This window comes from Pedobacter mendelii, from assembly GCF_014635725.1.
In the GTDB taxonomy this organism is placed as follows: domain Bacteria; phylum Bacteroidota; class Bacteroidia; order Sphingobacteriales; family Sphingobacteriaceae; genus Pedobacter; species Pedobacter mendelii.
In genome coordinates this window covers 605,460-624,134 of record NZ_BMDJ01000001.1, presented here as the reverse complement: position 1 = coordinate 624,134, position 18,675 = coordinate 605,460, and the positions used below count along the sequence as shown (strand labels likewise).

Genomic DNA, 18,675 nt, shown 5'->3' with positions numbered 1-18,675 from the left:
TAAATAATCCGAGTATATCCATTCATGAGTTCACTACCTTTTGCCTACTTAATCCCGATATTTCTACTAGCGCTTTATTTTATCTTAAGAAAAAAGAAGCAAGCTATTGAGCCATTAACAGAAACTGATAAACAAATTTTAAACGATTACGTTGGTTATTATCATCATTTAGATTCTACAAATAAATTGATGTTTGAGCAAAAAGTCGCGGAATTTTTCAGCACCGTAAAAATTGAAGGCATTGAATTAGAAATGACAACATTAGATGAGTTATTAATTGCTTCTAGTGCTGTTATACCAATTTTTGGATTTAAAGATTGGCAATATAAAAATCTGACCAGCGTTTTGCTTTATCCTGATACTTTTAACAGCGATTTTCAATTTGAAGGAGGTGAAAGAAACATTATGGGTATGGTTGGAAGTGGTTACATGAATGGACAAATGATTCTATCTCGGTCTGCATTACGTCAGGGTTTTTCTAAAAGCGCCGGGAAAGAGAATACAGCGATTCACGAATTTGTACATCTTTTGGATAAATCTGACGGGGCTACGGACGGCGTTCCGGAAAATTTGATGAGCCATGAATATACCCTGCCGTGGATAAAAATGATGCACGAAGAAATGAAGCAGATTGAAGATAACAAATCTGATATTAATCCTTATGCAATTACGAATCAGGCAGAATTTTTTGCAGTTGTATCAGAATACTTTTTTGAAAAACCAGAATTGTTAAAAGATAAGCATCCTGATTTGTATCATCAGTTGAGTAAAATATTTGCACAACAACCTGCGGGATAATTAAAAATACTGAAATGAAAAAGATCAAAATAATTGCATGGTTAGCTTTTTGCTTAACTTCCATAAACACTCTTGCTCAGCAAACTTATTCGCTTAAACAGAATTATCCGGTTGGGAAGAAATACAGCTATACATTTAATTCCGACCAAATTATTAGTCAAAAAGTAGATGGAAAAGAGTTGGACTACATACAAAATGTTGGTACCGATTACACTTTTGATATTTCGGAAGCAAAGGCTGGTGATAAAAATATAAAGGTCATTTACAAACGATTGAATATCAAATCAGTTGGAGCTGGCAACGAATTGATTTTAGATTCTGATAAAGAAGAAATAGGTAAACCTAATCCATTTGCAGGTTTAAGGAATGCAACATTTAATATGGTAATGGCACCAAACGGTGGAGTAAAATCAATATCGGGGATTGATAAAATGGTGGATAGTATGGCTGCTAAAATGACAACAGATACAGCGCAACTGAATCAGATTAAAACTTCTCTTAGTAAACAGTTTAATGCTGAAGTTATAAAACAATCAATAGAATCTTCGTTAAAAATATTTCCAGATAAAGCAGTAAAAATTGGGGAGAGTTGGGTAGTAAATGCCAAAGTTGTAATTACAATGCCAATTGAATCTGCGGTAACTTATACACTTAAAGAAGTAAAAAACGGAATTGCAACCCTTGCAATCAAAGGTACACTTGTTTCAAAAGGAGCATTTGAAAGTTTGGGCAGCAAAATGGAAACCGATTTAAAGGGCATGACCATCGGCGATGCACAAATTGACCTAAAAACAGGTATGGTATTAAATACGCATACCCGTTTAGAGTTATATGGTAAAATGAAAGTTGCCGAGCAATCCGTAGATTTTAACTTGGAGGGAATAAATAAGGTTACAGGTAAAGAAATCAATTAGCTATAAACTACCCGTTAGCGCAACCAAAAATTCGGTCATAATTTCTATATGTGGTATATGTCCGCATGCTTCGAATTCAACAATTTTTGAACCCGGTATTTTGAGTGCTGTATTTTTTCCTAAAAACCTGTACAGGCCATGAATGGCTTGTTGATCTTCAGAAAGTAAACCTTTGCCAACGATCGTTTTATCTTCTTTGCCGATGAAAAGAATGGTTGGAACTTTTAAATCTTTAAATTCATCTACAACAGGTTGTTCGTAAATCATGTTATAGGTTAGCGCAGCAACTTTGGCATATCGTGGGAAATCGGCACTAAACGTTACGCCTGCAGCAACATTTACTAAACTTTCATAATCGGGTTTCCATACTGTAAAATAAGAGCTTTTATAATATTGGCGAATGCTTTCTGCGGTGTTTTTTAGTTCTCGTTGATACTGCTCTTCCACGGTAGAAACCGGTACAAAAGTTTTGTAATCTTCTAAGCCGATTGGGTTTTCCAGTAAAAGTTTATCCATCCGTTCTGGGAACATTAATGCAAATCGTGTTGCCAACATGCCGCCCATACTATGTCCTAAAATTGAAGTTTTTTGAATGCCTAAAGTATCCAGTAACTTTTTATTCCATTGAGCCAATTGCTTAAAACTATAGTTAATAATCGGTTTAGATGAACGTCCAAATCCAATCTGGTCTGGTACCAAAACCCGGTAACCATTTCCGGCTAAGGCTCTTATTACGTGGCTCCAATAATAGCCACCAAAGTTTTTGCCATGAAAAAGCATCACTGTTCTTCCGTTTGGGGCAATCGTTGGAGGCACATCCATATAAGCCATTCTAACATCCTGACCTTCAACATTGATGGGTAAAAATTTTATAGGATATGGATATTTTATGTTTTCTAAAGTGATGGATAGCGTATCAATTTTTTGCGCCTTTAAAGCTGTAAATGATAATAACGAAAGGGTAACTAGAATTAAAAATCTCTTCATTTTAAAATATTTTGGTAACCTCGCGAAATTAATAATAATTAATTCGATTTGGTTGAAGAGAATAGGTTAAAAACCATGCCTGAAATTTTGGTTCAAGAAAAGCAGGTTTTATTTAAATAAGTTTATATGTGAACCTTGAACGCAATTGTATTTTAAATCATTGGTTTTTAAGCAAGTTATCACCTTAATTTTATTCTGCGGTTTGCCGTAATAAACCGCAGAATAATTTTATTTAAACATTGTTTTTAAAACAGCGGCCGACATATTTACCGTTGTAGAATCGGATAAGTTGCCGGAAGATTTATTTACTTTTATATTCTCTAATTTCAAATCAGATTTACCTTTGGTATTAATATAAAGACTATCAATTTTGTATTTTTCTTTATTAACCTCATCTCCTTCGATTGAAATTTTAGAATTTCCCGTTAAAACAATATCCAATATTTTATAAGATACTTTACTTGCTTTGAATTGGCTATTGTTCAAATTCAAATATAGTTTATCAATATTGTTATCATCTTGAAAAAAATTCTTTAAGTTATCTCCAATTATATTGAGTTGGCTAATTTTTGTATTCTGAAAAAACATGCTTTGTAAATTTTTTAGATTTAGGTTAAGCTGTTTAGCCGTTGCGTGGAACTCTAACTGCAGTGCATCTTTAATTGATAATTGGTTAATTTTTGGCGAGAAGATCACTAAGCTTAGAAAGACCGTTTGATTATCTTTTAAATTTTTATTCGAAATCTGCAAAACGCCATTTTTATCAACAAAAGCCCCAGTATTATTTTCTTCATTATCAGAAATCTTTAATCCTGTATTAGGATTTTCTACTATTGTGACTTTTAAGATTGTTTTTTTTGAAGCAATTATATTTATTTTATCAAAGCTTTTATCCAACTTATGAAGAACAAAATTAGGTGAAGCTATATTAAAGTCTTCTAAATTTTTATTATTTTGAGTTAGTTTATCAGCCTGAATGTAGTTCGTTTTAACATTTACAGCAATCACAATTATTGGAATTAATATCAGCGAGATGGCAAGCGATATCAATAGTTTATTACTTGTTTTCATATTTTAAGCGTTAAAATTTTCTTTAACAAATGTTTTGTATTTGGCTTCAAGTTCATCAAAGCCAATGTTTAATAAATAGATGTTTCTAAATACTACAGGCAGTTCATCATCTATAAATTGAATTTTTCTGTAAGTTTTTACGTGCTCAGTAGCATTTTCATCTACAAAAAATCCGATGCCTCTTTTATTGTTAATAATGTTTTTATTCTGTAACAGCTCGTAGGTACGCATTACCGTATTTGGGTTAACTTCCATTTCTACAGCGAGTTCTCTAACTGAAGGCACTTTTTCGTCGGCTTTCCATTTTCCTAGCAAAATATGTTCGCAAACATAATCTGCTATTTGTAGGTATATTGCCTTATTATCTCTAAATTCCATTTCTATACCAATTAAAAAATTAAACCTCTTTTTCTTTTAGGCGAATGTAAGCTATCGTCCAAAAAATTAATGTTAACGCAGATGTAATCAATAGAATGAATAAAAGTGTTGAATCTCTATTGTTTTGATTTCCTTCGTGATGAACATAGACCAAGCCTTGTGTTAAAATACTTGCAGTTTTATAAGTTACATAGGTCGCAACTCCAGAAAATATCATTACTGAAATGGCTGTTTTGATGTAATGAAATCTATTAAAATACACCGAGCCAAGTAGAAAAATACTTGTAATTAAAAAAGGTACAGCGATAAAATGTAGAAAGTATTTTAAATGATTTTCATCATTTAGAATATCTGCAGTAATGCTTTCAGCAGGTTTTACTAAAGAATTATTATCTCCATCTAGCTTAAATTCTGTAAGATGGGCATTAATATATTTCACAAAAGATAAGTCTATCACATAAAATAATACTAAATAAGTTGCCACACTAATTATTGCTGTATAAAATACACCTCCTAAAAATTTCTCAAATGTAGAAGCAGGTGTCATCAGTTCTAATGTGGCTCTGGCCTTTTGACCCAATAAGGCAAAATAGCTGCTAGCAACAACACTTATAAAAATGAAACCAAGTGTTAAAAATAGACCATAGCGGAATTGCATCACGTTGTTAAAGTTTTTGTATTTTATTAGTGAAGGTGTATTCCAAAAGTAAAACCCAATTAAAACACCTGCTACCACCAAAAGACTTATCAAATAGATTTTTCCGAAATCCAGCCATTGTCTTTTAAGTAATAAGCCAAACCTGTTTATGTTAAATGTATTATTCATCGCTTAGTTAAATAAGGGTTTAAATTTGATTTTTTCTGCCAGGATTGCATTGAATAAAAGTTCCATATCTAGCTTGCTGTCTTCGTTATGGTAGTTTGGCATAACGGCATTATAACCTGATAAAGATGGTTCGGCATAAATAATGCTTTCATCCAATTCTTTTACTTTTTTAAAGGTTAGTTTGTTGGTAATTTCTTCAACCGAAGCTTTTAAAGCCACATCATTTTCATCAAGCATAATTACAGTATCAATTAAGTTATCTAAATCTCGTACCTGATGGGTAGAAATGATAATGCAACGGTCATCCGTTAAAGCTGAAGCCATAATTTTTCTAAACTGCGCTTTCGATGGAATATCTAAACCGTTTGTTGGCTCATCCATAATAACCAATTTTGCCTCGGTAGCTAAACCAAACGCAATGATAAATTTCTTCTTTTGCCCATAGCTCATATCAATAAGTTTATTGTTTGCCGGGATATCAAACTCTTTTAAAAGCTCGAAAAAGTAGCTGTGGTTAAAATTTTTATAAAATGGCGCATTGGCTTTAACGTAAGAATCTATTTTAACTGATGGTAAATAAAATTCTTCAGGTATAAAGCAAATCTGTTCTAACAAAGCGGGTTGGCGTTTTGCAGGGGTAAAGCCCATAACTTCTAAGGTTCCGCTTTGAGCGTAAACCAAGCCTGCCAGGTTTTTTAATAGGCTGGATTTACCTGCACCGTTTTTTCCAAGCAAACCATAAATATGACCATTGCTCAACTGCATGCTCATATTTTTAAATAATGGTTTATGCTTGCTGTAACCAAAATTTAGATTGTTAATTTTTATCATGCCTACTGTATTAGTTAAATAATACACTAAAGTATAATTCGTTTTGATAACCTCCAAATTATTTCTTAATTATTTTTTATTTGGCTGATTTTTATAACCTCTTTGTAAAATCTAAATTTAATGTCTTATGCACTAAAACATCATTAACATTGTGTTTGTATTATACTGTGTTAACACATTTTTATGGATAAAAATTGGGCATATTTATTAAGTCTGTTGGCAATTGGTTTAAGTTTTTTCGGGCATGGTTTGGTTAGGCTACCCAAATTGCAAGGTTTTAGCAACTGGATGATGGGACAATTTTCTAAATCGCTATTGCCAGATTTTTTGGTTCTACCTTTTAGTTACGCTTTACCAATTTTAGAATTTGCAGCCGGGTTATTAATTTTGATAGGCTTGTTTACAAAACAAGGTTTATTGCTTGCTGGCATTATCTCTTTAGCATTAATTTTTGGTACAACAATGATAGAAAACTGGGAAGCCCTGCCATCACAACTTATTCATGTTGCATTTTTATCCTTATTGTTAGCAAACTTGCCGCTTAATAGTTACGCGGTTGATAAACTTTTAAAAAAATAATTATGGAATACAGAAAAATAGGAAATTCAGATTTAGAGCTTTCGGCAATTACTTTTGGCGCTTGGGCAGCCGGAGGTTGGATGTGGGGAAGCGCGGATAGAAATGATGCAATAAAAGCGATTCAAGCTGGTTTCGATTTAGGAGTAACCTCTATAGATACTGCTCCAATTTACGGACAGGGCGATAGCGAGGAAATTGTTGGCGATGCAATTAAAGGAATTTCCAGGGATAAACTTCAAATTGTAACTAAATTTGGTATGCGCTGGGATTTAGCCAAAGGCGAACTGGCAATGAAATCAAAAAATAACGATGGTAAAGATATTGATGTTTATAAATATGCTGGTAAAGAAAGTGTTATTTATGAATGCGAGCAATCTTTAAAACGTTTAGGAACTGATTATATCGATTTATATCAAATACACTGGCCCGATTTAACAACACCAATTAGCGAGACATTTGAAGCGGTTAGCAAACTAATTGAGCAAGGAAAAGTGCGTTATGCCGGTGTTTGTAATTATAATGTAGCACAATTAAAGGAAGCGGGTGAAACTTTAGAAATCGTATCTAATCAAATTCCCTTTAGTATGGTTAATCGCGGTGTAGAGGATGATACCGTGCCTTATTGTATAGAAAATAATAAATCTGTCTTAGCCTACAGTCCGATGGAAAGAGGTTTATTAACAGGTAAAATGACAGCCGATTATAAGTTTGAAGAAGGCGACCATCGCCAGGGAAATAAATTCTTCACCCCAGAAAGTATCGAAAAAACAAATGCATTTTTGGCGAAAATTAAGCCTTTGGCTGATGAAAAGAATGCAACTTTATCTCAATTGGTTTTGCGATGGACAATAGAGCGCCCAGGAATTACAATCGCTTTAGTTGGAGCAAGAAACGAAAAGCAAGCGGTTCAAAATGCTGAAGCAATTAATGTTAAATTGAGCAAAGAAGAAATCCAATTTATAAATACAGAGTTAAAAAACGCAGGATTTTAAATTAATTAATCGCAAAGGATATGAGTAACTCGCAACGAACACGAAGGCAAAATGCTTATTTTGCTTTGCGTCAATCTTGCCGTTCTTTGTGGTAAATCTAAATCGAATATGTCAAAATTATTTTCTCCTTTAAAACTAAAGGATGTTACTTTAAAAAATAGAATTGTAATTTCACCAATGTGCCAGTATTCAGCAATTGATGGCTTTGCCAATGATTGGCATCTGGTACATTTAGGAAGTAGGGCAGTTGGTGGTGCCGGATTAATTATTCAAGAGGCTACTGCTGTTGTGCCTGAAGGCAGAATAACACATGCAGATTTAGGGATTTGGAAAGATGAGCAAGTTGAAAAACTTAAGCAAATCGTTTCTTTTATTCACGATAATGGTGCAATTGCAGGTATCCAACTCGCGCATGCTGGTAGAAAAGCAAGCTGTGATTTGCCATGGGAAGGTGGCGAACAAATTGCCGAAGGTGAAAATAGTTGGTTACCAGTTGGTCCTTCTCCAATACCGTTCAAAGCCGGACAAGTAATGCCTCATGAGTTGAGCATTAAAGAAATTCAGGATATCGTATTTGCATTTAGGGCTGCAGCAAAAAGAGCTTTAGATGCAGGTTATAAAGTTGTTGAAATTCATGCTGCACATGGCTACCTGTTACATGAGTTTTTTAGTCCTTTAAGTAATACACGTACAGATGTTTATGGCGGAAGTTTTGAAAACAGAATTCGTTTAACGATAGATATTGTAGAAGCAGTCCAGTCTGTTTGGCCAGAAAATTTGCCTTTGTTTGTCCGCATTTCTGCTACCGACTGGACAGAAGGTGGATGGAACGAAGAGGATTCTGTTCAGCTTGCAGCGGTACTGAAAGATAAAGGTGTCGATTTAATAGATGCATCTTCGGGAGGAAATGTTCCGGATGCTAAAATTCCTGCTGGACCAAATTATCAAGTTCCTTTTGCCGACAAAATTAGAAATGAAGTTGGCATTTACACAGGCGCTGTTGGTGTAATCGTTGATGCAAACCAAGCAGAAGAAATTTTGCAAAATGATAAAGCCGATTTAATTTTCATTGCTCGGGAATCATTACGCGATGCATATTTCCCTACACACGCAGCACAGATTTTGGGCGATGATACTGAATGGCCTAGTCAATATGTAAGGGCAAAAAGAGAGACTTTTAAAAAGTAAGTTTAAAATTTAGCCACAGATTCGCAAATTAATTTATATCAATAATCTGCAAATCTGTGGCTATTTTTATAATGGATTATTTCACTAAAGTAAAAGGTAGATATAAACCGAAAGTAATATTTCTGCCTGCGTTGTAAACACCTAAATTAGGGTTTTCATAATCGAAACGGCCTGGTTTAAATCTGCTCAAAGCATCGTAATATTTTTGATTTAGTAAGTTATTTGCAGATACCGATAGTTTTACCGGTTGTTTACCTAAATTAAATGTAGCGCCAATACCGGCATTTAATAATGTATAACCGCTTGTTGGGGTTTCAAAAACATCATCAACACGGGTTTGCTTGAATGCAGAATTTATTCCTACCGATAAATAGGCATCATTTGTGCCTTTTAGTTTAGGCTCAAAACGCAACTCATTTCTTAGTGTTCCGGCGGGGATAAATGCCAATGGTCTGCCCAAAGTGTTATTTTGCGCATGTACATAACCGAAGGTATTTTCGAAGTGAATAAAAGAAACCGGATGAATGGTTAAGCTCGCCTCGGCACCATAAAGGTTTGCATTTACCTGTCCATATCGATAAACTGGGTATTCATCACCTTCGGCAGTAATGGTTTCGCCATTGTTAGATGCATAAATGAAATTATGAACATAGTTATTGTACACACTTGCACTTGCGCTTACAATCTTACCCTCATATTCTAAAGCAGCATCCACTTGGTAACTACGTTCCGGACTTAAGTTGGAGTTTCCAATTTCGTAACGGAATGTACCTTCATGTACACCATTAGAGCCTAATTCTGCAGGGTTTGGTGCACGAAACGCAGAACCGGCATTTGCTTTGAAATTCCATTCTTCGTTAAACTGATGTGTAAAGCCTAGGGCACCACTTACATTAGAAGATTTATTTATGAATGGTACAAATTGCTCATCGCCATCAACAAACAATTGTTCGCCTGTGTTTTTACGGAAATCGTAACGGGCACCTAAGCTAAAAGTGCTATTTTCCCAGTTTTTCTTTGCATAAGCAAAAACGCCAACACCATAAGTACTGTAAGCTGGAACTAAAAATTCGATACCTTTATTTTTACTGTTACCTGCGTCGGCACTAAAACCGAATACCGGTTGCCATCCATTGGTTTCGTGTATGTAATATTTTAAATCGGCATTGTATGTTTTTAGGTCGAAAAATAATGATGGATCAGGCCCATCTTCTAACTCGCGACGTTGATTTTGCTGAAAGCCGAAATCTGCTTTTAAATTACCATTGCCAATAATGAAGTTGTTATTTAAAGCAATTTTGAAATGCCTTATATCCTGACGAGGATATTCCAAATCTCTGCTTTTATAGTCAGATGTTTCAAAAGGGCTACCATCTTCTTTTACAAAATTTCCTGCAGCATCTAAAGTCGGCTCATAAAAACCAATGTTATTTCGGAAACTTGAAACGTTTAAATGTGTATAACCCCAGCTTTTATTTAAACCAACCATTCCACTTAAATCCGTTTCATTAAAACCAGAGTTTGGAAAATATCCGGTAGGTGTTTTAAAAGAGTAGGCATTTTTATAAGTTCCACGGGCTCTCCAAACAAATCCATTTTCATTCCCATTTAGCATTAATGAGTTTGCTGATAAACCATTGTTTGTAGAATAATTTGTAATCAATTCTCCTTTTACTTGGCCCTCGGGCGCTGTACTTGGCTCTAATAAATTGATAACTCCACCAAGCGCATCAGAACCGTACATTAAAGAAGCTGCTCCTCGTAAAACTTCAATTCTGTCTGATTTAAATTGATCGATTTCTATACCATGTTCATCGCCCCATTGTTGTCCTTGCTGTTTAATTCCATCATCTAAGGTTACTATTCGGTTATATCCCAAACCCCTAATAACAGGTTTAGAGATTGAAGGACCAGTAGTTATTTGAGATACACCCGGAATTTTGGTTAGTGCATCTATTAAATTAGAAGAAGGTTGTAGCAGTTGGTCTTTGCCCAAAACTGCAGATGAAGCACTATTTCGTTTGCTGGTACTACTGATTAAACTACCAGTAATAACAACTTCTTTGGTTTCTATCGCGGTAGATTTTAATGTAAATTCCAGGTTCCCTGCTGTAGCGAAATTTACGATTTGAGTTGCCGTTTTATAACCAATATAATGAACTTCTACAATATATGTTCCTTTCGATGGCAGATTGTTTAAAGCAAATTCGCCGTCATTATTGGTTACCGCTGTAACTTTTAAATCGGGAATAAATATAGTTGCGCCTGGCAAAGTTTGTTTGGTTTCGGCATCAATAACTTTACCCTTTAGGTCTTTAAGTACATTGGCGAAAGCTGTTGTACTCAATAATGTATATAGAATTACTAAGCCTATGAGCTGTAATTTTTTCATGATATGCGTATTTTATATCGTATCGAGTAGCCAAGGCAATAGCAATTAATAGCAGCTTTGCCTTAGTATCTCATAATTAATAAACAATTTTGTTAAGTGCAAAAGGCACTTGAGCTGAAAAAATTATGCTAAAGGCGGGCCACGTAAACTTGTGCGCTTAATTTCGGTGTAAGAACTTTTAAGCACCGGATCTGTTTGTCCGAATATTTTGACCGAAAGGAAAATTTTATAAAGGTGATGAGTTTGAACGTAGTTTTTTTCAAAACCTGCATTACAAATTAAACAATTATCGGCATGTGCCTGAACATGACTTAAGTGCTTACAGTTAATTTCTTTTGCTACAACCGGAACGGGTTGATGATAATGTAGTAGATTCCAGGGTGTTAAAGCAATGGCAAAAACCATCAGCAATAGGGCTGATAATAACCGGTTAATATTTTGCTTATGCTTTTTCAATATTCCAAAAGTAACAAATACTATCCAATTATATATCTTTGTAAGGTAACATTGCTTTTATAGTACTTAAAATCCATTTTAAAACTAGAATTTGAAATTAATTAATTGCGATGGTATTATTAAAGATAATGAAACTCATTAAAAAGAACATCTTAAACACAATCTTCATCATTTTATTACTGGTGGTTATTTTTGTACCCGATGCGAAAGCAGTCTTTTTGAAAGGTTTAATGGAAATTGGTTTCTATTCGCCCAACATAGAGGAAAGTAAAGTTGAGGCTGTTAATCTTAGAGGTATTAAATTTAGCAATTCAAAAGGAGAAGTGATTGATTTAGGAGATTTGAAAGGCAAGGTTGTTTTTTTAAATTTTTGGGCAACCTGGTGTCCACCTTGCAGGGCAGAATTTCCATCTATAAATAAACTTTACACACAGTTTAAAAACGACCCAAATGTGGTTTTTATTTTCGTAGATGCGGATGGCGATTTGACAAAGGCAAACAAGTTTATGTTAAATAAGAAATTCGAATTACCAGTTTACAAAGTCGAAAGTAATGTGCCTGAACAGATTTTTACAGGTTCTTTACCCACAACATTAATTTTTGATAAGCAAGGAAGAATATCTTTTAAGCATGAAGGAATTGCAAACTATTCAGATGAAAAATTTGGTGAATTTTTGAATAAATTGATAGTGGCGAACTAATTTAAATAAAAGAATAGTTGAAAACTGCTTCCTGAGAAAGCCTATTATTTACTTACTTTTGTTGCTATGATTTCATTTTTCGAGGCTTCTCTTAAGCAACTTTCCATCCACCATACGGGCAATAAATTAGTTGAAGAATATTATAAGTTATCTGATTCGCCTTTAAAAATTGAAGATGAATTACTTGGTAATTTATTGATGCAATTTTTTTTAAAACCTTTCGAAAAAGTTAATGAGGTTTATCGTTTTTATCATCCAAATGATAATCTTCAGCTTAATGAAGTCTTTCACTTTGCAAATGAAATTTTCGAAAACAAAGAACTTTTCCACGAAGATTCTCAGCAATTGGTGAAATATTTATATGATGTAGCCAATCATCCGAAAATTAAATCAGGTGAGCTTTATGTGGCTTATTTCGAAAAAGTGCAGATTGAAGGCGAACAGTTGGATGTTATTGGTATTTTTAAATCTGAAACAAAAGATACTTATCTAAAAGTTTATCCTGAGCAAGATGGTTTTGGGATGAGTTATGAGCAGGATGCAATTAGTATAAATAAGTTAGATAAAGGCTGTTTAATTTTTAGTGTTGATAAAACAGAAGGTTACAAAGTTGTTGTTTTTGATCAAGCAAAGAGTAGTAATGATAGCGCAGTTTATTGGAAGGATGAATTTTTAAAACTCAAAATCCGCAACGATAGCTATAACCAAACCAATAATGTTTTAGGTGTTTATAAAAGCTTTGTAACTCAAAAAATGGATGATGAATACGAGATAAGCAAAGCCGATAAAATTGATTTGCTTAATCGTTCTATGAAGTATTTTAAAGAGAAAGAAACCTTCGATATTGAGGAATTTGGCAACGAAGTGATTGGTAACGCTGAAGGTATAGAATCGTTTAAAAGCTATAAGAAAAATTACGAGCAGGAATACGAATCGCCAATTGCTGATTCTTTTGAAATTGCTGAATCTGCCGTAAAAAAGCAAGCCCGGGCTTATAAAAGTGTGTTAAAGTTGGATAAGAATTTTCATATTTATATTCATGGAAACAAGGATATGATTGAAAAAGGTTATGACGATGATAAATCTATGAATTACTACAAGGTTTATTTTAGAGAGGAAGAGTAGATAATTAACAGTTTGTAATTTTCGGTTCAAACTGGCAATTGAATTTACAAACTAAATCCGCTGTTGTGCTTTTAATGCCAGATACTGATTAATTACATTAATGGTTAGTTTTTGAATCCTCCTCGGTCTGTGTCCCCACAGACGGAAACATTAACGATTTGTTACGATGGTTTGTGGGGACACAGAGCACGGGTAATATTATAGTTGAATTTAATTTTATTCTCATCTACTCCTCGGTGTGTCTTCACATACAGAAACATGAACGATTGGTAATAATGGTCTATGCGGACACAGACCATGGATTAAAGTGTGATTTGATTTTGATCTTCTTCTTGGTCTGTGTCCCCACATACCGAAACATGAACTATTAGTTGAAATCTCCTTCACACCGAAAAAATTGTGTTCCATTAATATTTTTATATTTTTAATTATGATGATTGAAAATATTTTTAAGCAGGAACGCAATTCAAAAATGATTGAAGGTGAAGTATATTTTTGGACTGATACTATTAAAGATTGGTATTGTGTTTTTGAAAACCCATTATATAAGCAAGTAGTATTGAATACAATGAAAGAACTGGTAGAACGAAAAAAAGTCATTATTTATGCTTTTGTAATTATGCCAAATCATCTTCATATCGTTTGGAAAATGGTTCAAATGAATGGAAAAGAGATGCCTTATGCAAGCTTTAATAAATTCACCTCTCACAAAATTTTTGAAGATATGAAATCTAAAAGCATGAGTAAATTAATGAGTTTTAAAGTAGATGATCAAGAAAGGAAATTTCGTTTATGGCAAAGAGATCCACTAGCAGTTTTAATGGATTCTAAAGTTAAGGTTGAGCAAAAAATTGATTATATCCATCGAAATCCTTTGCAAGAAAAGTGGAGTTTGTGTGAGAGTCCGGAAAATTATCCTTACTCTTCAGCAAATTTTTACATGACTGGTTTTGATAATTTTGGCTTTCTAACAGATTACAGAAATGAATTTTATTAATCTTTCTGCCTGTGAGGACACAGACCGAGGATTTGTTTTAAGAGATGAGTTTTATTAATCTTTCGTTCTGTGAGGACACAGACCGAGGAAATGGAGAGGAAGAGTAGATAATTAACAGTTTGTAATTTTCGGTTCAAACTGGCAATTGAATTTACAAACTAAATTCGCTGTTGCGCTTTTAATGCCAGATACTGATTAATTACATTAATGGTTAGTTTTTGCGGCGATGTAAGAATTGATAGAATGCCATATTTATTCAGTTCAAGCGCCATTTGCTTTTTTTCGTAAATAAATTTCTCAGCAATGGTTTTGTGGTAAATACCTTCAACATCCTTGGCTGGCTCAATACTTAAACTTTTAAGCTCAGTATTTTCAAAAAATACAACAACCAAAAGGTGGTATTTTGAAATCTTTTTAAGGTAAGGCAGTTGTCTTTGCAAAGCAGATAAACTTTCGAAATTGGTAAAGAAAACAACCAAACTCCTTTGCTTTATTACCGAGCGAATGGTGCTGTACAAGGCTTCCATATTGCTTTCGAGGTAGCGTGTTTTTTCTTTATACAAAACCTGCATGATGTGGCCTAATTGAGCAGGTTTCCTTTCTGCAAGTATAACAGAACCAATAGTTTCCGAAAGCGTAATTAAACCAGCCTTATCTTGTTTCAGCATGGCAACCTTTAATAAAGCTACGCTTGCATTTATGGCATAATCTAACAAGCTTAAGCTCTCGAAAGGCATTCGCATAACACGCGATTTGTCGATAATACAATACACATTTTGTGAGCGTTCATCGGTATAGGTATTCACCATTAATCCGCCTTTTCGGGCAGTGGCTTTCCAGTTTATTGTTCGGATATCATCACCGCCAACATAATTTTTAATCTGATCAAATTCGACGCTTTGTCCAACTTTTCTAATTTTCTTAATGCCAAATTCAGTTAAATGATGTGAAATGGCCATCAATTCATATTGTCCCAAATTTATAAAAGATGGAAACACCGGCAATACTTTCGCCCCATCAAAATTATACCTTCTATTAACCAAACCTATGGGCGATCCGGTGTAAACCCTTATAAATCCAAAATCATATTCGCCACGTTTAGTTGGGCGCAAATTATAGTGAATGGATTTTATACTACCCGATTGTAACTGCAGCTTAAAATCTTTATCACGGAGTTGAAACTGAAATGGAACTTCATCAATAACATGAAGTTTAACACCAAAGCCATATTGATTTTTAAGCTCTATTTGAATCGGGTTATCATCGCCATTACTCAGCCTTTTCGATGTAATTCGATGCGCTTCAACGCCTTTTTTATTTCGGTAAAGAATAACAACATCTAAAAGGAATAAAAGAAAAACAAGGCCTGTTACAATTTCAGGGATATCGCCCAGCCATTTAAAAAAGAACTTTAAAATAAAAAGCAACACACAGAATCCTAGCGCTGTAAATAAACGGTCGGTTAAAAATAAGTTGGTGTAATATCGCTGAAATATTTTTTTCAAGTAAGTTGATTTGGTTAATTGTTCGAATTGCTAAATTGAAAATTGTTCACAGTTCTACCTTGGTATTTCTATTCTTTTAATAATTTGATTTACTACATCGGTTGTTGTTAACCCTTCCATTTCTTTTTCGGGAGATAGTAAAATACGATGTACTAAAACCGGTACGGCAACTGTAATAATATCATCAGGCGTAACAAAATCTCTATTTTTAATAGCTGCAAGAGCTTTAGCGCTATGCACAATTGCAAGCGAGGCCCTTGGCGAAGCACCTAAATAAAGTGATGCGTTGTTGCGTGTTTCGTTAACAATTTTTGCAATAAACTCCAGTAATTTTGGCTCAACATGTAAGTTGCGAATAATACTCCTCGCATCCTGAATCTGTTTAACCGAAAGCACTGGTTTAACATCGTTTAAAAGTGTTTTATTAACCAATGAATGTTGCGCCAATAAGATTTCAGTTTCTTCTTCCAATGATGGATATTTTACCTCAATCTTGAATAAAAATCTATCCAGTTGTGCTTCAGGTAAACGATAAGTTCCTTCTTGTTCAATTGGATTTTGAGTGGCTAAAACCATAAATGGCTCATCCATTATATAAGTTGTGCCATCAATAGTAACCTGTCGCTCTTCCATTACCTCGAATAAAGCTGATTGTGTTTTTGCTGGGGCACGATTAATTTCATCAACCAAGATAATATTACCGAAAATCGGGCCTTTTCTAAATTCGAAATCACCAGTTTTTGTGTTGAAGATTGGCGTTCCTAAAACATCGGATGGCATTAAATCGGGTGTAAATTGCACTCTTGAAAATTGAGCATCGATAGATTTTGCAAGCAATTTAGCGCTTAAAGTTTTTGCAACGCCTGGCACACCTTCAATTAAAATATGGCCATCGGCAAGCAAGCCGACAATTAAAAAATCGATAACCTGTTTTTGACCGATAATGATATTGCCAAGTACGCTCCGAATCTGAGTTACGGCTTCATTTAATGCACTTAAATCTGTTCGTTGGTTAAATTGTTCCTGTTCCTGCTCCATTAGGTTTAGTGTTTTTGTAAAATTGTTCTATAATATCATTAAGGCCGATTAAATCTGCATCACTAAACTCGGTTAAGTTTGGCACATGCATAAAATACCTAGTTAATGTTTTAGCAAGTGTTTCGTTAATTCCTGTTTTTAGTTTCAATGTTTCTGAGAAGTCTTTTTGTATATCGTTGGTTTTTAGGTAATATCTGCTGCGTAAATGCTCCATTAAATAATTGATTTTCTTTATAGCGATATCTAAATTATTTCTTTGGTGATAATAAACGCTTCCTACAACATGTGCATAGGCAACTGATGTGTTTGTATAAGGATCCAAAATTGGTATAATCCTTTGTCTGCGTTTAATTTCGTAAAAAACAAAAAGTAACAAACTAAAGATGCACAGGTAATAGGCATATTGCAATTCGGGATGTTTAAAGAAAACCCTTAAAATATAGGTTTCTCCTGTTTTAGCTATGGTAAAATATTCGTCAAAAATTAAGTTTTCCGAACCTTGAATATAGCTTAAGGTTTTTGCCGCATATTCAGCACCATATTTATCCAGAAGGTTAAAGTTGCTATAAAAGCCAGGTCCTGCTATCAAAAAAAGAGATCCCTTACCATAATCGTATCGTACAAAATTTGGTTTATTGTTGGCATCAATACCTAAAATGGTTGCTTTATCTTTATCAATTTCACTAAAATAATTACTTCCAATTCCTTTTTCGAAACCATAATTCACAACGGTTTTTAAATTTGGGTTTGTGAAATTTAGTGAACTTCCATTTTGTGAAAAGCTCGTAGCAACCTTTAATTTTAAGGCTTTTCTTGTATAATTACCTAAATCGTAGCTTGCAATAAATACCTTATTTCCTGCAAGCATGTATTTTTTTAATTGCTCGAAATCAACTTTATTGATATCAATTATTGGCGCCACGATTAGATATGCGCTATTTTTAAAGTTTTGAGTTTTAACGGTATTATAAATTGGCAGCACTGAAGGTTTAACCTTGGCTTTTGGCAGTACATCTTTTATCCTGTTGTAAAGAATGAAAGTGCCGTAAGGTATCTTATCTTTTTTTAGATAAGATGGAGACCAATCTGTTGGGGTTGGTTTGTTAAATTGTGCAACAAGATAAACTAATATTAGTGTGAGGCCGATTGCAAAATAAATTTTATATCCTTTCATTTAATTTGCGAATTAAAATGGTTAAAGGATTGTTTAATCGGTTCGAATTTTTGCCCGTCTATTGGGAAATCTCCATACCAGATGTAATCGAATTGATGTGTCAATACGCTGAATTCGTTTTTAATTTCTGGCCTAGAAATTTCAGTTAAATAGTTGTAATTGGTTTTTTCTGGCTGCCATTGGATAATTTCGGAATCACTTAATTTTTTTAATGTTCTTAAATATAATAAACGAACTGCAAGGCGATATTTTCCTTGTTCAATTAAACGTTGAATTTCTGTTTCGTAATCAATTTCGTGGATATTCTCATTCAAAATATCGTAAGGTAAAATAGTTTCTTTAGATTTTTTACTAAAAATATTTTCGGCACCTACTACTTTAATAACGATGTAAAAAAGGATGGCTATACCAATACCTATAAAGAAATATTTGGAAACAGGATTAGAAGCTGCACCTTTAAAAAGATCGCCAATCATATTCCAAAACCACATCCAAAATCTATCCCAAAGTGATAAATCTCTGGTTATAGCTTCATCATATTGAAATTCTTTTTGTTCTGCATAATCTTCTAAAGCTTGCTTATCAAACTTTTTAGGTACTATTTGGCTACTATCGATTTTAATAACCTTTTTAGTTTGTGATTTTAAATTTTGAGCATAACTATTCGATGAAGCAAAAAGCAAAATAAAAAGCATCAAAAATTTAAACAAAAACTTCGGCATT

Annotated in this window: 19 protein-coding genes; 8 read left to right on the top strand and 11 right to left on the bottom strand. The window is 33.8% G+C overall.

Annotated elements, in window-relative coordinates:
• The first annotated feature begins 24 nt into the window (after positions 1-24).
• The gene (locus IEV50_RS02820) at positions 25-798 is read left to right on the top strand and encodes a M90 family metallopeptidase (RefSeq protein WP_188411717.1); all 774 of its coding nucleotides are present in this window, start codon (positions 25-27) and stop codon (positions 796-798) included.
• A gap of 14 nt (positions 799-812) precedes the next feature.
• Complete coding sequence (locus tag IEV50_RS02815) at positions 813-1,712, top strand: DUF6263 family protein (protein WP_188411716.1); 900 nt, start codon at positions 813-815, stop codon at positions 1,710-1,712.
• On the opposite strand, the gene IEV50_RS02810 is transcribed toward IEV50_RS02815, so the two are convergent.
• The 5 genes from IEV50_RS02810 to IEV50_RS02790 form a co-directional block, all read right to left on the bottom strand.
• Positions 1,713-2,699: an alpha/beta fold hydrolase gene (locus tag IEV50_RS02810; RefSeq protein WP_188411715.1), complete on the bottom strand. Its 987-nt coding sequence runs from the start codon at positions 2,697-2,699 to the stop codon at positions 1,713-1,715. It abuts the gene before it with no gap.
• Positions 2,700-2,927: 228 nt separating this feature from the next.
• The gene (locus tag IEV50_RS02805) at positions 2,928-3,770 is read right to left on the bottom strand and encodes a hypothetical protein (protein WP_188411714.1); all 843 of its coding nucleotides are present in this window, start codon (positions 3,768-3,770) and stop codon (positions 2,928-2,930) included.
• Between the two features lie 3 nt (positions 3,771-3,773).
• Complete coding sequence (locus IEV50_RS02800; RefSeq protein WP_123207575.1) at positions 3,774-4,148, bottom strand: GntR family transcriptional regulator; 375 nt, start codon at positions 4,146-4,148, stop codon at positions 3,774-3,776.
• A gap of 19 nt (positions 4,149-4,167) precedes the next feature.
• Positions 4,168-4,974 (bottom strand): hypothetical protein, encoded by an 807-nt coding sequence (locus tag IEV50_RS02795; RefSeq protein ID WP_188411713.1) that lies wholly within the window; start codon positions 4,972-4,974, stop codon positions 4,168-4,170.
• A gap of 3 nt (positions 4,975-4,977) precedes the next feature.
• The gene (locus IEV50_RS02790) at positions 4,978-5,805 is read right to left on the bottom strand and encodes an ABC transporter ATP-binding protein (RefSeq protein WP_188411712.1); all 828 of its coding nucleotides are present in this window, start codon (positions 5,803-5,805) and stop codon (positions 4,978-4,980) included.
• A 183-nt stretch (positions 5,806-5,988) separates the two neighbouring features.
• Between IEV50_RS02790 and IEV50_RS02785 the strand changes: the two genes are divergently transcribed.
• The 3 genes from IEV50_RS02785 (at position 5,989) to namA (ending at position 8,564) form a co-directional block, all read left to right on the top strand.
• Positions 5,989-6,384: a DoxX family protein gene (locus tag IEV50_RS02785; protein ID WP_188411711.1), complete on the top strand. Its 396-nt coding sequence runs from the start codon at positions 5,989-5,991 to the stop codon at positions 6,382-6,384.
• Positions 6,385-6,386: 2 nt separating this feature from the next.
• Positions 6,387-7,376, top strand: coding sequence for an aldo/keto reductase (locus tag IEV50_RS02780; RefSeq protein WP_188411710.1), 990 nt, complete (start codon positions 6,387-6,389; stop codon positions 7,374-7,376).
• A 108-nt stretch (positions 7,377-7,484) separates the two neighbouring features.
• Positions 7,485-8,564, top strand: coding sequence for an NADPH dehydrogenase NamA (namA, locus tag IEV50_RS02775; RefSeq protein ID WP_188411709.1), 1,080 nt, complete (start codon positions 7,485-7,487; stop codon positions 8,562-8,564).
• Between the two features lie 76 nt (positions 8,565-8,640).
• On the opposite strand, the gene IEV50_RS02770 is transcribed toward namA, so the two are convergent.
• Positions 8,641-10,956 carry a TonB-dependent receptor gene (locus IEV50_RS02770; RefSeq protein WP_188411708.1) on the bottom strand — a complete coding sequence of 772 codons (2,316 nt, stop codon included), beginning with the start codon at positions 10,954-10,956 and terminating at the stop codon, positions 8,641-8,643.
• Positions 10,957-11,079: 123 nt separating this feature from the next.
• Complete coding sequence (locus IEV50_RS02765) at positions 11,080-11,412, bottom strand: hypothetical protein (protein ID WP_188411707.1); 333 nt, start codon at positions 11,410-11,412, stop codon at positions 11,080-11,082.
• Between the two features lie 128 nt (positions 11,413-11,540).
• Here IEV50_RS02765 and IEV50_RS02760 point away from each other — a divergent pair, with 128 nt between their 5' ends.
• The 3 genes from IEV50_RS02760 (at position 11,541) to IEV50_RS02750 (ending at position 14,235) form a co-directional block, all read left to right on the top strand.
• Positions 11,541-12,113 carry a TlpA family protein disulfide reductase gene (locus IEV50_RS02760; protein WP_188411706.1) on the top strand — a complete coding sequence of 191 codons (573 nt, stop codon included), beginning with the start codon at positions 11,541-11,543 and terminating at the stop codon, positions 12,111-12,113.
• A gap of 66 nt (positions 12,114-12,179) precedes the next feature.
• A complete protein-coding gene (locus tag IEV50_RS02755; protein WP_188411705.1) occupies positions 12,180-13,238 on the top strand; it encodes a nucleoid-associated protein in 1,059 nt (352 codons plus the stop codon).
• Positions 13,239-13,668: 430 nt separating this feature from the next.
• Positions 13,669-14,235: a transposase gene (locus tag IEV50_RS02750; protein ID WP_229746596.1), complete on the top strand. Its 567-nt coding sequence runs from the start codon at positions 13,669-13,671 to the stop codon at positions 14,233-14,235.
• A 158-nt stretch (positions 14,236-14,393) separates the two neighbouring features.
• Here the strand turns inward: IEV50_RS02750 and IEV50_RS02745 are convergent, their stop codons facing one another.
• From IEV50_RS02745 to IEV50_RS02730, 4 genes are read right to left on the bottom strand one after another with little or no spacing between them, the layout of a single operon-like run.
• A complete protein-coding gene (locus IEV50_RS02745) occupies positions 14,394-15,740 on the bottom strand; it encodes a DUF58 domain-containing protein (RefSeq protein ID WP_188411704.1) in 1,347 nt (448 codons plus the stop codon).
• A gap of 54 nt (positions 15,741-15,794) precedes the next feature.
• Positions 15,795-16,778 (bottom strand): AAA family ATPase, encoded by a 984-nt coding sequence (locus tag IEV50_RS02740; RefSeq protein WP_188411703.1) that lies wholly within the window; start codon positions 16,776-16,778, stop codon positions 15,795-15,797.
• Entirely contained in the window at positions 16,753-17,952 is a 1,200-nt protein-coding gene (locus tag IEV50_RS02735; RefSeq protein WP_188411702.1) for a DUF4350 domain-containing protein, read from the bottom strand. The genes IEV50_RS02740 and IEV50_RS02735 overlap by 26 nt, the downstream gene beginning before the upstream one ends.
• On the bottom strand, positions 17,949-18,674 hold the full coding sequence (locus IEV50_RS02730; protein ID WP_188411701.1) for a DUF4129 domain-containing protein: 726 nt from the start codon (positions 18,672-18,674) through the stop codon (positions 17,949-17,951). Before IEV50_RS02730 ends, IEV50_RS02735 begins: the two co-directional genes overlap by 4 nt.
• Position 18,675: the final 1 nt, after the last annotated feature.

What these genes read in the sequence shown, in the direction of transcription:
- IEV50_RS02790 (WP_188411712.1), bottom strand. Translation starts at nt 5,805, where the DNA reads ATGATAAAAATTAACAATCTAAATTTTGGTTACAGCAAGCATAAACCA.
- IEV50_RS02805 (WP_188411714.1), bottom strand. Translation starts at nt 3,770, where the DNA reads ATGAAAACAAGTAATAAACTATTGATATCGCTTGCCATCTCGCTGATA.
- IEV50_RS02770 (WP_188411708.1), bottom strand. Translation starts at nt 10,956, where the DNA reads ATGAAAAAATTACAGCTCATAGGCTTAGTAATTCTATATACATTATTG.
- IEV50_RS02815 (WP_188411716.1), top strand. Translation starts at nt 813, where the DNA reads ATGAAAAAGATCAAAATAATTGCATGGTTAGCTTTTTGCTTAACTTCC.
- IEV50_RS02795 (WP_188411713.1), bottom strand. Translation starts at nt 4,974, where the DNA reads ATGAATAATACATTTAACATAAACAGGTTTGGCTTATTACTTAAAAGA.
- IEV50_RS02810 (WP_188411715.1), bottom strand. Translation starts at nt 2,699, where the DNA reads ATGAAGAGATTTTTAATTCTAGTTACCCTTTCGTTATTATCATTTACA.
- IEV50_RS02750 (WP_229746596.1), top strand. Translation starts at nt 13,669, where the DNA reads ATGATGATTGAAAATATTTTTAAGCAGGAACGCAATTCAAAAATGATT.
- IEV50_RS02785 (WP_188411711.1), top strand. Translation starts at nt 5,989, where the DNA reads ATGGATAAAAATTGGGCATATTTATTAAGTCTGTTGGCAATTGGTTTA.
- IEV50_RS02730 (WP_188411701.1), bottom strand. Translation starts at nt 18,674, where the DNA reads ATGCCGAAGTTTTTGTTTAAATTTTTGATGCTTTTTATTTTGCTTTTT.
- namA (WP_188411709.1), top strand. Translation starts at nt 7,485, where the DNA reads ATGTCAAAATTATTTTCTCCTTTAAAACTAAAGGATGTTACTTTAAAA.
- IEV50_RS02820 (WP_188411717.1), top strand. Translation starts at nt 25, where the DNA reads ATGAGTTCACTACCTTTTGCCTACTTAATCCCGATATTTCTACTAGCG.
- IEV50_RS02760 (WP_188411706.1), top strand. Translation starts at nt 11,541, where the DNA reads ATGAAACTCATTAAAAAGAACATCTTAAACACAATCTTCATCATTTTA.
- IEV50_RS02780 (WP_188411710.1), top strand. Translation starts at nt 6,387, where the DNA reads ATGGAATACAGAAAAATAGGAAATTCAGATTTAGAGCTTTCGGCAATT.
- IEV50_RS02800 (WP_123207575.1), bottom strand. Translation starts at nt 4,148, where the DNA reads ATGGAATTTAGAGATAATAAGGCAATATACCTACAAATAGCAGATTAT.
- IEV50_RS02755 (WP_188411705.1), top strand. Translation starts at nt 12,180, where the DNA reads ATGATTTCATTTTTCGAGGCTTCTCTTAAGCAACTTTCCATCCACCAT.
- IEV50_RS02740 (WP_188411703.1), bottom strand. Translation starts at nt 16,778, where the DNA reads ATGGAGCAGGAACAGGAACAATTTAACCAACGAACAGATTTAAGTGCA.
- IEV50_RS02735 (WP_188411702.1), bottom strand. Translation starts at nt 17,952, where the DNA reads ATGAAAGGATATAAAATTTATTTTGCAATCGGCCTCACACTAATATTA.